At 70.9% G+C, this 12695-nt stretch carries 13 protein-coding genes; 8 read left to right on the top strand and 5 right to left on the bottom strand.

Annotated features, from left to right (window positions below):
* Window positions 1-3 precede the first annotated feature (3 nt).
* The gene (locus tag ACIO1C_RS24125; protein ID WP_401866709.1) at window positions 4-921 is read right to left on the bottom strand and encodes a 1-aminocyclopropane-1-carboxylate deaminase/D-cysteine desulfhydrase; all 918 of its coding nucleotides are present in this window, start codon (window positions 919-921) and stop codon (window positions 4-6) included.
* A 52-nt stretch (window positions 922-973) separates the two neighbouring features.
* A complete protein-coding gene (locus tag ACIO1C_RS24120; protein ID WP_401866890.1) occupies window positions 974-1552 on the bottom strand; it encodes an N-acetylmuramoyl-L-alanine amidase in 579 nt (192 codons plus the stop codon).
* Between the two features lie 312 nt (window positions 1553-1864).
* Between ACIO1C_RS24120 and ACIO1C_RS24115 the strand changes: the two genes are divergently transcribed.
* The 4 genes from ACIO1C_RS24115 to ACIO1C_RS24100 all read left to right on the top strand — a co-directional run bounded on the left by ACIO1C_RS24115 (window position 1865) and on the right by ACIO1C_RS24100 (window position 5595).
* Window positions 1865-3271, top strand: coding sequence for a family 2B encapsulin nanocompartment shell protein (locus ACIO1C_RS24115; RefSeq protein ID WP_401866707.1), 1407 nt, complete (start codon window positions 1865-1867; stop codon window positions 3269-3271).
* 91 nt (window positions 3272-3362) lie between these two features.
* Window positions 3363-4403: a family 2 encapsulin nanocompartment cargo protein polyprenyl transferase gene (locus tag ACIO1C_RS24110; protein WP_401866705.1), complete on the top strand. Its 1041-nt coding sequence runs from the start codon at window positions 3363-3365 to the stop codon at window positions 4401-4403.
* A gap of 123 nt (window positions 4404-4526) precedes the next feature.
* Window positions 4527-5111, top strand: coding sequence for a dihydrofolate reductase family protein (locus ACIO1C_RS24105; RefSeq protein WP_401866703.1), 585 nt, complete (start codon window positions 4527-4529; stop codon window positions 5109-5111).
* 43 nt (window positions 5112-5154) lie between these two features.
* Entirely contained in the window at window positions 5155-5595 is a 441-nt protein-coding gene (locus tag ACIO1C_RS24100; RefSeq protein WP_401866701.1) for a DUF6304 family protein, read from the top strand.
* A gap of 112 nt (window positions 5596-5707) precedes the next feature.
* Here ACIO1C_RS24100 and ACIO1C_RS24095 read toward each other — a convergent pair whose 3' ends face one another.
* Window positions 5708-6376 (bottom strand): hypothetical protein, encoded by a 669-nt coding sequence (locus ACIO1C_RS24095; protein WP_401866699.1) that lies wholly within the window; start codon window positions 6374-6376, stop codon window positions 5708-5710.
* Window positions 6377-6523: 147 nt separating this feature from the next.
* Complete coding sequence (gene snpA, locus ACIO1C_RS24090; RefSeq protein WP_327234545.1) at window positions 6524-7198, bottom strand: snapalysin; 675 nt, start codon at window positions 7196-7198, stop codon at window positions 6524-6526.
* Window positions 7199-7388: 190 nt separating this feature from the next.
* On the opposite strand from snpA, the gene ACIO1C_RS24085 reads away from it, so the two are divergent.
* The 4 genes from ACIO1C_RS24085 (at window position 7389) to ACIO1C_RS24070 (ending at window position 12105) form a co-directional block, all read left to right on the top strand.
* The gene (locus ACIO1C_RS24085; RefSeq protein WP_401866697.1) at window positions 7389-8381 is read left to right on the top strand and encodes a LysR family transcriptional regulator; all 993 of its coding nucleotides are present in this window, start codon (window positions 7389-7391) and stop codon (window positions 8379-8381) included.
* 106 nt (window positions 8382-8487) lie between these two features.
* Window positions 8488-8886: a RidA family protein gene (locus tag ACIO1C_RS24080; RefSeq protein WP_401866695.1), complete on the top strand. Its 399-nt coding sequence runs from the start codon at window positions 8488-8490 to the stop codon at window positions 8884-8886.
* A 225-nt stretch (window positions 8887-9111) separates the two neighbouring features.
* Window positions 9112-10839, top strand: a complete 1728-nt coding sequence (locus tag ACIO1C_RS24075) for a lysyl oxidase family protein (RefSeq protein WP_401866693.1) — start codon at window positions 9112-9114, stop codon at window positions 10837-10839.
* A gap of 546 nt (window positions 10840-11385) precedes the next feature.
* Window positions 11386-12105 carry a hypothetical protein gene (locus ACIO1C_RS24070; protein WP_401866691.1) on the top strand — a complete coding sequence of 240 codons (720 nt, stop codon included), beginning with the start codon at window positions 11386-11388 and terminating at the stop codon, window positions 12103-12105.
* Between the two features lie 85 nt (window positions 12106-12190).
* Here the strand turns inward: ACIO1C_RS24070 and sodN are convergent, their stop codons facing one another.
* Window positions 12191-12586: a superoxide dismutase, Ni gene (sodN, locus tag ACIO1C_RS24065; RefSeq protein ID WP_167027254.1), complete on the bottom strand. Its 396-nt coding sequence runs from the start codon at window positions 12584-12586 to the stop codon at window positions 12191-12193.
* Between the last annotated feature and the right edge of the window lie 109 nt (window positions 12587-12695).

Genomic DNA, 12695 nt, shown 5'->3' with positions numbered 1-12695 from the left:
TCGTCAGGGGGCGCCCGTGATCACCGCGGCCACCGTCGTGCCCCCGGGGAACGCGCCCTCCTCGGTCAGCGCCGTCAGGCCGTAGAGCATCTTGGCCACGTACAGCCGCTCGACCGGCAGCCCGTGCCGCGCCCCGAAGTCCTCGGCGAACGTGTCGAGGGCGGGGGTGGTACGGGCGTAGCCGCCGAACGTGAAGCGGCCGTCGAGGCGCCAGTCGCCCGTGGGGCCGCCGAACGCGGCGCGCTGGAGCTCCCGTATCCCCGCCTCCAGGAAGTCCCCGCCGACCACCGGGAACCCCAGCGCGCGCTGTCCGGGGCCGAGCCCGGCCGCGAGGCCGGCGAGCGTCCCGCCCGTCCCGCAGGCGACGGCCACGACGTCGGCCGTCCCGCGCAGCTCCTCGCCGAGGGCGGCGCAGCCGCGTGCGGCCAGGGCGTTGCTGCCGCCTTCCGGGACGACGTGGACGGCGTCGGGGCGGAGTTCCGCCTCCGTGAGAAGCGCGCTCAGGACGGCGGGTTCGGTCTTGCGGCGGTAGGTCGCGCGGTCGACGAAGAGCAGTCGCATCCCGTCCGCCGCGCAGCGGGCGAGGGAGGGGTTGAGCGGCCGGTCCGCCAGCTCCTGGCCCCGGACGACACCGACCGTGGCGAGGCCCAGCAGCCGGCCCGCGGCGGCCGTGGCGCGCAGGTGGTTGGAGTAGGCGCCCCCGAAGGTCAGCAGGGTGTGCCGGCCCGCCTCGGCGGCGGCCCGGAGATTGGGCGCGAGTTTGCGCCATTTGTTGCCCGGCAGCTCCGGGTGGATCAGGTCGTCGCGCTTGAGGAGCAGCCGTACGCCGTGCCGGGAGAAGCGCTCGTCCTCCACGGCGGTGAGCGGGGACGGGAGCCGGGGCCGCAGGGCGGCGAGGTCGGGGGCTCCGGGCGGGGTCACGGCCCCATTGTCGCGGGGCGGCCGCGTGTGTTCACCCCGTGGCCGCGTGTGGTCACTTCAGGCGGTCGCGGATACGGGTCCGCATCGACGCCATCGTGAACCCGCGCGGGTCGACCTTGCCCGGCTGCCACTCCAGATGGCCGATGACGGACGGCGCGCTCCAGCCGTGGTAGCGGCAGATCGCGGCGGCGGCCTTCTCGATGGCCTCCAGCTGGACGGCGGGCCAGGGGTCCTTCCCGTCGCCCAGGTTCTCGCACTCGAAGCCGTAGAAGTAGCGGTTGCCGTCGGTGTTCGACTCGTTGTCCGCCGGGAGGGCCTTCTCGGCGATCACGGCGCGCAGGACGTCGTCGTCCCCGCTCCCCGCGTGGTTGGCCCGCCCGTAGCCGACCAGGTGGACCCGGCCGTCCTTGGCGATGACACCGTGGCACAGCGGGCCCGGCAGGGCCGCGTACCCGTCCCGGCAGATGCGGACCGTGGCCGCGGTCCCCTTGGTGACCGTGTGATGGATCATCACGCCGTGGACCGGGCCCCAGGGGCCCTTGTGGTTGCGGTTGTGGGTACGCCAGTCGCCGACCTGGACGACGGTCAGCCCTTCGTTCTTCAACACGTCGAGAAACTTGCTCGCGGACATGGGTGAGGACACGGCCGGCCCCTTCGGACGGTAAGCGGAATATCCCGTACCGCGCTCCTACCCCAAGGGCCGCGCCACCAACAGCCGTTCGTATCGCCTTCGCACGGCGTTCGCACGGTGTGCGAACCGATCCGGACACGGGAACGAAGAGGGCGCCGAAACGGGCCCCCGATGGGCCGACCGGATGATTTTCGGCGTGTTGTGCCCCGTTCCAGGTGATCCAGTCCCACTCATTTGTGTAATGGCGCGCCGACTCTCCGTGCTGAAAGTGTCTGTCGTGCAGGTCAGTACATGAACTGAAGGGGAGACTTCATGTCGGTTGGTGACGAGGTCCGCGAGTCGCAGGCGCCGCCCCAGCAGAGTCTGGGAACGGACGCCGCGCGCAACTTGGCGACCACCACCAAGTCGGTACCGCAGATGCAGGAGATCACCTCGCGGTGGCTCCTGCGGATGCTGCCGTGGGTGCAGGTACAGGGCGGCACCTACCGGGTCAACCGCAGGCTCAGTTACGCGGTCGGGGACGGGCGGGTGACGTTCGTGCAGACCGGGGACCGGGTGGCGGTCATCCCCGCGGAGCTGGGCGAGCTGCCCGCCCTGCGGGGGTACGGGGACGAGGCGGCGCTCGCCGAGCTCGCGGGGCGCTGCGAGCAGCAGGAGTTCGCGGCCGGGCAGGTACTCGCGTCCGCCGGGGACACGGCGGACCGGGTCTACCTGCTGGCGCACGGCCGGGCGGAGAAGGTCGGGACGGGGCCCTACGGGGACGACGCGGTGCTGGAGACGCTCGCGGACGGGGCGTACTTCGGCGATCAGGCCCTGGTGGACGGGGAGGCCACCTGGGACTACAGCGTCCGTGCGGCGACGGCGTGCACGGTGCTGGTCCTGACCAGGGCGGACGTCCTGAACCTGGCGGACCGCGCCACCTCGCTGCGCGAGCACCTGGACGCGCTGGCGAGCGTGCCGCACCAGCGGACCAACAAGTACGGCGAGGCCGAGATCGAGCTGTCCGCCGGGCACGTGGGGGAGGCGGTCGTTCCTCACACGTTCGTGGACTACGAGGGAGAGCCGCGGGAGTACGAACTGAGCGTGGCCCAGACGGTGCTGAAGGTGCACAGCAGGGTCGCGGACCTGTACAACCAGCCGATGAACCAGACCGAGCAGCAGTTGCGGCTCACGGTCGAGGCGCTGCGCGAGCGCCAGGAGTTCGAGCTGATCAACAACCGCGAGTTCGGTCTGCTGCACAACAGCGACTACGGCCAGCGGCTCCAGCCCCACGGCGGCGGGCCCAGCCCCGACGACATGGACGAGCTGCTCTCGCGCCGCCGCGGCTCGAAGCTCTTCCTGGCGCATCCGCGGGCCATCGCGGCCTTCGGGCGTGAGTGCAACAAGCGCGGGATCTACCCGGACAGCGTGGAGGTCGGTGGGCACCACGTGCCCGCGTGGCGGGGTGTGCCGATCTTCCCGTCCAACAAGATCCCGATCTCGGCCGCCAGGACGACCTCGATCCTCTGCATGCGTACGGGCGAGGCCGAGCAGGGCGTCATCGGGCTCCAGCAGAGCGGCATCCCGGACGAGATCGAGCCGAGCCTGTCCGTCCGCTTCATGGGGATCGACGAGCAGGCGATCATCTCCTACCTGGTCACGGCGTACTACTCGGCGGCGATCCTGGTGCCGGACGCGGTGGGCGTGCTGGAGAACGTGGAAGTGGGCCGCTGGAGCTGAGCCGGCCGGCCGGAGGGGTCGGCGCCGCGCCGGCCCCTCCCGGCACCCGCACGCCCGGTCCGACACAGTGACAGAGGAAGTGACCGTGACCATGACCAGTACGGATGCCGCCACCGAGGGCCACGAGGCGGTAGCCCTCCTGGACCGCACCCGCACCGCCGTCCATCCCCAACTGCGCTCCACGGTGGAGTCGTTGCCGGACTCCATACGCCGTGTCGCGATGTACCACTTCGGCTGGGAGCACGCCGACGGCACGCCGGCCTCGGGAAGGGCGGGCAAGGCCATCAGGCCCGCGCTCGTGCTCGCCTCGGCCCGGGCGCTCGGCGGGGACCCGCTCCATGCCGTCCGGGCGGCGGTCGCCGTCGAACTGGCCCACAACTTCACGCTGCTCCACGACGACGTCATCGACGAGGACCTCACGCGGCGCCACCGCGCGACCGCCTGGACGGTGTTCGGCACCCCGGACGCCATCATCGCGGGCGACGCGATGATGGCCCTCGCCCTGCGGCTCCTGGCCGAGGACCCGCATCCGGCGTCGGGCGCGGCCTCCGCCCGGCTCGCCGCGTGTGTCATCGAGCTGTGCGCGGGGCAGCAGGCGGACTGCGCCTTCGAACAGCGGGCCCCCGACGAGGTCTCCCTGGACGAGTGCGTGGCGATGGCGATGGCCAAGACCGGTGCGCTGCTGGGCAGTTCGTGCGCGCTGGGCGCGCTGTACGCGGGCGCGGGCGAGGAGGAGATCGCCGCGATGGACGCCTTCGGCCGGGAGGCGGGCCTCGCTTTCCAGCTGATCGACGACCTGATCGGGATCTGGGGGGACCCCGACCGTACGGGCAAACCGGCCGGCGCCGACCTCGCCGCGCACAAGAAGTCGCTGCCGGTGGTCGCCGCGCTGGCCTCGGGGACTGAGGCGGCGGAGGAGCTGGCCGAGCTGTACCGGTCGCCGATGGACGGCGCCGCGATCCGCCGGGCGGCGGACGCGGTGGAGCGGGCCGGGGGGCGTGACTGGGCGCAGGTCCAGGCGGCCGACCGGATGGCCAGGGCCGTACAGCAGCTGTCCCGGGCGGTGCCCGACCTCACCGCGGCGGGCGATCTGCTGGCGCTGGCGGAGTTCGTGACGCGCCGCACGCGGTGAGGTGCGGCGGGGAAAGGGGTTGCATCACCACTACGGTCTGAGCACTATGGATGAAGTGGTCAGGTGCTCCGTCACGTCCTGGGGCGCCTGACCGCCTTCTGTCCCGCGACCCAGAGGATCCGTGTGCGCAAGCTGACCTATTTTGTCGCTGCTTCGATCGACGGCTTCATCGGCGATCCGACCGGGGACGCCACCTGCTTCATGCGCTTCGTGGACGAGGAGTTCCTCGCCTACCTGACGTCGGACTGTCCGGAGACGATGGCGAGCCCCGGCCGCCGGGCGCTCGGCATCGACCACCTCAAGAACGAACGGTTCGACACCGTCGTCCAGGGCCGGGCCAGTTATGACCTGGCGCTGGCCGAGAACGTGACCAGTCCGTACGCGCACATGCGGCAGTACGTGGCCTCACGGAGCATCAAGGAGAGCCCGGATCCGGCCGTGGAGATCGTGGCCGGAGATCTGGCCGAAAAGGTTCGGGAACTGAAAGCGGAGGACGGCGACCTGGGGATCTACCTCTGCGGAGGCGCCGATCTGGCCGGACAGTTGAAGGAGGAGGTGGACGAACTGGTCATCAAGACCTATCCGCTGGTCCTCGGCTCGGGAATGCCGATGTTCGCGGCCGATTTCGCGATCGGGGAGTTCACGCTGGAGTCCGTGGAGACGTTCGGAAATGGTGTGGTGGTCCGGAAATACGTCAGGAAGCGGTGACCCGTGCTGCGGGGGAAGATCCCTTACCGCTACAGTCCGCGCCATGACAGCGGAGTCGACGGATTCATGGGCAGGCTGGTACCGGGACCGCCTGGGCGCGGAAGCGATCACGATCCTCTCGGGTGGACAGCAAGTACGCACCAGCATCAGGGGAGTTGAGTACGAGGGCACGGAGTTCGCCACGCTGGAGCCGGTGGGCGCGGGCGCGGTGCTGTCCTCCTGCGTCATGGAGTGGGACATGCCGATGCCGGTCAGCACGGAGGGCGCGGTCCAGCGGGCCACGCTCAACTGCCTGCTGGCGCTGGGGGAACGGGCGTCCGGTGACCCGCTCGGGCGCGCGGAGCTGAGCCTGACGCTGCGGTGCGGCGGCGCGGCGTACGAATCGGGCATCGCCGGGGGCGGGTTCGAGGAGGCGCTCGGCCGTATCCGCCGCCAGCTGCCGACCGACACGGAGCTGGGCGGCAGGCCGCTGGTGGGAGCCTGACCCGTGCCTGACCCATGCCCGGCCCGCGACCGGCCCGTGCCCGCTCCCCCGCCGGCGAACCTTCTGCTGTCGCTGTACGGGTGCGCCGCGCCGCCCGGCCGCCGGACGACCCCTACGCGCCCGGGTGGTCGTCGAGGAGGACAAACTCCTCCTCGACGTCGGCCGGCCGGAAGCCGGCCCCGGCCAGGGCGTCGAGCAGCGCGTCCAGCCGGGCCCGGGCAGACGGCCGGCCGGCCCCGAAGGCGCGCTGGGTCACGTACCGCTCCTGGACCCCGCCGGACAGCGCGCGCCGGGCGGTGCGCGAGACCCGCGCGGTGTGCTGTTCCACGACGGCGGCGAGCCGCTGGGTGTCGTACGGGATCCGCGGCCGCAGCGTGACGCGGTGGGCGAAGTGGCAGTGCGCGGGCAGTACGGACGCCTCGGCGTCGGTCCCCGGCACCCCCGCGTTCCAGGGCGCCGCCGCGATCGTCGTCCGTACCACCGGGAATCCGCTCTCCGCGAGCCGGCCGGACCACAGCTCGGCAACGCGCCGCTGGGCGTCGAGGCTGCCCGTACCCCGCAGGGTCAGCACCGGGCGGGAGGGCGTGCGGCCGCGGTCCCGTACACCGGTGGTGAGGTCGAGCCCCTGGGCGCCGGCCCAGGCGGCCAGCCGGGCGGCCGACTCCGGCCGGTCGGCCCGTACCGTCAGCCGTGTCGCGAAGTCGCCCTCGACGGTCAGGGCTGGATCGCGCCGGGCCGCGGCGGCGATATCCGTCCTGCCGATATCCGTACTGAAGTCCACCGCACGACGTTACCAAGGGGGAGGGGCGCCCCGTGGTGCACTTCGGGACGCCCCTGTGAAGCCGCGCTGTCATGCGCGTGTCGTACGTGGTTGTCGCGCTGTGACGGGCCTGGTGAGGGGCCTTGTGAGGGGCCTTTGTGGCGAGGGTCAGGACAGCTTGGCCACGGCGGCCGCGAGGCCGTTGACCCACAGCTGGTTCACGCGCGAGCGCTCCGCCGCGTTCGGCTGGGAGTTCTGGCAGGACGTGCCGGGGCCGCCGCCGGACATCAGCTCGCTGCACGGACCGCTGTAGTGGTCCGGGAGGCCGAGCACGTGCCCGGTCTCGTGCGCGGTGACGCGGGTCGAGTTGTACTGCTGGTTCTGGGCGTAGTCGAGGAAGATGTAGCCACTTCCGTGGCCGTTGGTGCTGGCGAACGAGCCGCGCGGGTCGTTGCCCTCGCGGTACGTGAAGTCGGCGTTGCTGCCCGACTGGAGCTTCACATTGCTGACGGAGCTGTTCCAGATCGAGGTGCTGCTGGCTATCTGGCTGCGGAAGCTGGGCGCGGCCGACGCGTTGTAGACGACGGTCACCACGGCGGCGCCGGGGTTCGCCGCGCGCTTCTCGGCGACCGACTTGAGGACCGCGTCGAAGAACGCCTTGTTGTTGGCGGCTTCGGCCTTCGAGCCTTCGTAGGCGGCGTACGAGGACGCGGCCGGGACGCCGGTGGGGGCGGCGTCGGCGGGCGCGGCGGAGGCGGGTGCGGCGCTCAGCGCGGTCGCGAGGGCCAGGCCGAGGCCGGCGATCGCGGAGAGAGCGGACTTCGAGACTCTCGGGTGACGCATGTGGGGGGCTCCTAGTCGTCCGGTGAACGGGTTCGGTACCGGAGAGTCTCGGGGAGTCCGCCTCGTGACGGATGATGTCAATCGGCGATAGCACCAGCGCATATCCCTGGTTGGCTTTCTTCGAATGCGCTCCGGATTACTGCGATTTGGGTGTCTGGTGCGGCTCAGGACCCGGCTCTACTCTTCGGGAATGGAGCTGGAGGTCAGGCATCTGCGTGCCCTGTGTGCCATCGCCGAAGCGGGCAGTCTGCGCAAGGCGGCCCGGCAGCTGGGGATGAGCCAGCCGTCGCTGACGACCCAGCTGCGGCGGATCGAGAACGCGCTCGGCGCGGAGCTGTTCGCCCGCGAACGCACGGGCTGTCGGCCGACTCCGCTGGGCCACTCGGTGCTGAGCCGCGCCCGGCCGCTGGTCGACGGGATGGCGACGCTGGTCGCCGAGGCGCGGGCGGCCGCGGATCTGGCGGGCGGGCCCCGGCTGCGGATCGGCTCGACCGCGAGCCGGGCGCTCGGCGGCTGGCTGCGGCGGCTGAGGGGGCGGCTGCCCGGTACGGACATCTCGCTCCACATGGACGTCTCCGCCGGGGCGTTGCTGCGGATGGTCGCCGCCGGGCGGCTGGACGTGGCGTTCGTGCACGAGGTGGAGGGCTGCCCGCTGACGGTCCCGGACGGCCTCGAACGGCGCGTACTGGTCGAGCGTGAACCGCAGTTCGTCTCCATGGCCCGCGACCATCCCGCCGCCGCGAGCCCTGTGGTGGAACTGGCCGACCTGGCGGGGGACCGCTGGGTGGTCGACCCGACGGTGGACGGCGAATGGGACGGCCTGCGCCGGGTCCTGGTCGCGGCGGGCCTCAACCCGGCGGTCCTGCACGGGGATTACCTCACCGCGGCCACGCTGATCGCCGTCGGCGAGGCGGTCGCCCCCTGCCAGCCCACGTCGGGCCCGCGCGACGACATGGCGATCCGCCCGCTGCGCGACGATCCGCTGGCCGTACGCCTCCAGCTGTTCTCGCGCCCGGGAACCACACCCGCCGCCGGGGAACGCCCTGCGGGCATACGGTCCATGGCGGACGAGGTGTACGCGGACCTGGAGGCGGCGTACCGGGAGGCGGCGCTGCGGGCGGTGGGTTACCGTCAGTGGCTGACCCACCACAAGAGCCCCCTGCTGCACGCGCCGGCGGCGTAGGGGGCCAGGGCCTGTCCGGCGGGCGGCGGGACAGTTCCCGGCCGCGAGGACGATTTCTGGCCGGGGAGGCGCTTCCCGGCCGGCGAGACCGAGGAGATGCGACAAGGTGGCCCGACGTGTGACCGTCCCCGGCCTGTTCCCCCCGCCGGACTACGCGCACGCCGCCGTCGTGGAGACGGACCGGCGCCTGGCCTTCCTGGCCGGAGCCGTACCGCTCGACCCGGACGGGGAACTGGTCGGTCCCGGAGACCTCACCGCCCAGACCGGGCAGGTGCTCGCCAATCTGGCGACCGCGCTGGCCGCGCTCGGATGCGGCCTGGGTGATGTCGTCGCCACGACCGTGTACGTGGTCGCGACGGATCCGGCTGATCTCGGCCGCGTCTGGGAGACCGTCCGCGCGGGGGGACTTTCCCTGGGCCCGCACACGTCCACGCTGCTCGGTGTCGCGTGCCTGGGGTACGCGGGGCAGTTGGTGGAGATCACGGCGGTGGCGGAGCTGCCCTGACCGGTCCCGCGCACTCGCGCGCTCGCGCGGGCGGACAAATACCACATCCCGGGATCCCGTCGGCCTCCATCCGGTCGACAATGGCTTGATCCGCGTTCAAAGGTCTGGTTCCGGCCAAGGATGGGTGACTTTCGAGGGCGTCAGGCAACCCGGGGCGACGTGCCTCCGATCTCACAGGGTGTTCACAGGTCCGATGCCACTGTGGCACTCGCAGACGAGGAACCGATGACCAGAGATCACCGCAATCGTTTCGGGCGGTCGGCGCTGGCCGCCTCCGCCGCCCTCGCCGTCGTCGCGGGCGTGGCAGGTGCCGCGCCCGTCGCCGGGGCGGCGGCGCCCGCCGGTCCGAAGATCAGCCTGATCGCCGCCTCCACCACCGTGATCCTCGACCGGTGGGAGGGGGAACCGGGGGTCTATCTGGACCTCGGCGCGTACGTCACCGTCGACGGCGGCCCCCTCGAATTCAAGGTGACGCGCGCGTCGTACAAGACGCCCGTGGTCGCCGACCAGGTGATCCACGACGGGAAGAAGACACGGACGAAGCGGCTGCCGACCGGGCTGGTCAAGGACTTCTCCGGTCTGCCGGGCTTCATCGAGGTGTCCGTCAAGAACGCGGCGGGCAAGCAGGTGTTGAAGACCAGCGAGTCGTTCTGCCCGAACAACGCGTCCGGGCGCATCCGCCCCGACGCCCCGGCCACCTCGAAGTATCCGGAGAGCTGCCCGACCAACCCGTTCACGCTCGGTTCGGTGTGGGGCGTGGAGAAGGGCTGGGCGTCGAACACCAGCAACGGCTACTACTCCGACCCCGTCGACCTGCCGGCCGGCGGCTACACGGCCACGGTCTCGGTCGGGAAGAAGTACCGCGACCTGCTGGGCATCGCGAACAAGCCGCAGACGATCAAGGTGACGGTACGGGAGCAGACGGACGGGGGCGAGGGTACGGCCAGGTCGGCGGCGCTCTCCGGCCACGACGCGGCGATGCAGGGCCACGACATGAGCAGCATGGGCACCGCCCACGGCTCGACCAACACGACCCACAGCACCGGCACCAACACCCCCACCGGCACCGGCCCCGCCCACGTCTACAGCAACGGCCGCGGAGCCGACGCCCCCACCCCGCCCGCCCGTCCCCACGCGATCGGCCCGCGTGCCCTCACCCACCTGGGCGACGGCCCGGGACACACCGACGGCTCGCGCATCGCGCCCGCCCTCAAGCCCAACGCGAAGCGCCCCACGGGCGCGGCGAAGGTGCCCGACGTACCCAAGCCCGACCTCCGCTCCCTGCCGGCCTGGGACATCGGCATCTCCGACGGGGAGGACGGCGACATCCCCGGCAAGGACTACATGGTGTTCAGCGCCAACGTCTGGAACGCCGGCCCCGCGCCCCTGGTCGTGGACGGATTCCGCAGTCCGGGCAAGGAGTTGATGGACGCGTACCAGTACTTCTACGACGCCAAGGGCAAGCAGGTCGGCTACACGCCCACCGGCACGATGGAGTGGGACCCCCGCGTGGGCCACGAGCACTGGCACTTCACCGACTTCGCCAGCTACCGCCTGCTGAGCGCCGACAAGTCCGAGATCGTACGCAGCGGCAAGGAGGCGTTCTGCCTCGCCAACACGGACGCCATCGACTACACGGTGAAGAACGCCAACTGGCACCCCAACAACACGGACCTGTCCACCGCCTGCGGCCAGCAGAACTCGATCTCCGTACGCGAGGTCCTCGACGTCGGCTCCGGTGACACGTACACCCAGTACCGCCCCGGCCAGTCCTTCGACGTCACGGACCTGCCGAACGGCACGTACTACATCGAGGTCATCGCCAACCCCGAACACCGCCTGCAAGAAACGAACCTCAAGAACAACGTAGCCCTGCGCAAGGTGGTCCTGACCGGCAAAACAGGCACCCGCAAGGTGACGGTCCCCCCGATCGACCTGATCACCACGCCCTGACCCCGCACCCCACGAGAGCGCCGCACCCACGAACAGGGTGCGGCCCTCGCGCGCGGCTGCGGGCCTTCGCCACCCACCGCCGCACTTTCACGCCACCGTACAAGTCTGTGACCTGCGCAAACGCGGCGAGGAAAGCGAAACGCCGCGCTCGCGCCAGGACGCGCCGGTCTGTAGCGCGAACTGCTGCACGCACCCCGCGATGGCTGTGACCACAGACCACAGTCAGGACGCTCACCGACAGCTGCCCCCACTCGGAGTGGAGGGCTGACAGCTTGCGCTTCCCGCACTTCTTCGGTCGAATCATCGTTCAGTACCTTCCTCACATGCTTCCCGACGATCATCCGGGACCGCTGCTCGGCGTGAGCAGAGGAACGTGGGCAAGAGAGGCTGAACTCGAAAAACCTACCGCGCGGATCACGGGGGTTGGCCGGGAGCGGGCATTCGCCACTGTTCGCCAGCCCCCGCCGGATGAAGAACCACCCGCCGAGGCGGGGGCGAGGCGTTGCCTTGTAACGTCGTTGGCCCGGTGCGGTGAGGAAAGAGTTCGTGGCCAAAGAACGTGTGACCGTCTGTCTGGCTCCCTGTGAGCCCGTGGATCTCCAAGAAGCCATCGGCGCGGCCATGGCGCCGTACTTCTACTACCCGGAGGAACGGCCCGATCCGGACTGGGTCGGGGAATGGGACTACTGGTACGTCTCCGGCGCCGGCTGCGAGTTCGCCGTGCGGGCGGGGTGCGAGGGCGATCCGAGGATCGTGCGGGAGGAGGGACCCGAGGCGGTCGACCGGCCGCCTCTGCCCCCGGACCGGTGTCATGGCGGGCCGCGAGGGCTGCTGGACTTCGAGACCGACCGGGCGGAGGTGGCGGAAGAGGCGTCGCGCGCGTGGTCGGAGTGGCAGGAGTTCGCGGACGGCTGTCCGGTCTCCCTGGCGCAGGGTCACTTCTTGCAGAGGACGTACGACGATCCCGTCGGCTATCCGCAGAAGCGTGCGCTGGACGACTTCTCACACCAGCCGGTGATCAGGGCGCTGCACGCACGGCCGGAGCTGGAAGAGCGATTCAGCGGCGACCCGGTGGGGCGCTTCGGGCAGCGGCGGGAGTTGTACGTCGAGGCGCGGGTCGCGCACGTGCTGCCGACCACCGCCCTGCTCACCCTGGACGGACGCTGGACAGAGGCCGCCACCCACGAACACCGCCGCTGGGCGTCCACCTATCTCGACGCCCTGCCGGCGGACACCATGGTCGTACGGGTCCTGTACCACTCCTGAACAAGACCGCACCCGCACCGTCAGCGCGCCGGGATCGGGGCGGGCTGCGGGGCGGGTGCGGAAGTGGGGCGTGACCATGGGCGGGTCAGGCCTTCTTTGTCTCCCAGAAGATCTTGTCGATCTGGGCGATGTAGTCCAGGGCCTTCTGGCCCGTCGCCGGGTCCGTGGAGGCCTTGGCGGCCGAGAGGGCCTTCAGGGCGTCGTTGACCAGCTGGTGGAGCTCGGGGTACTTCTCGAAGTGCGGCGGCTTGAAGTAGTCGCTCCAGAGCACCGACACGTGGTGCTTGGCGAGCTCGGCGCGCTGCTCCTTGATGACCGTCGCGCGGGCCTGGAAGTGTGCGTCGTCGTTGCCCGCCATCTTTTCCTGGACGGCCTTGACCGACTCGGCTTCGATGCGGGCCTGGGCGGGGTCGTACACGCCGCAGGGGAGGTCGCAGTGGGCGCTGACCTTCACCTTGGGGGCAAACAGGCGGGAGAGCATGGAGCTGTCCTTCCTCGTGATCGTCTTCTCAGGTGGGACATTACTCCGTGAGAAGCGTGATTTCGCGAGTGCCCCCGTGGGCTTAGGACAAAAGTCCGGGGCCAAAATG

It is taken from the genome of Streptomyces sp. NPDC087420, assembly GCF_044744165.1.
Classification (GTDB): domain Bacteria; phylum Actinomycetota; class Actinomycetes; order Streptomycetales; family Streptomycetaceae; genus Streptomyces.
This window is presented reverse-complemented; position numbering and strand designations above follow the sequence as displayed.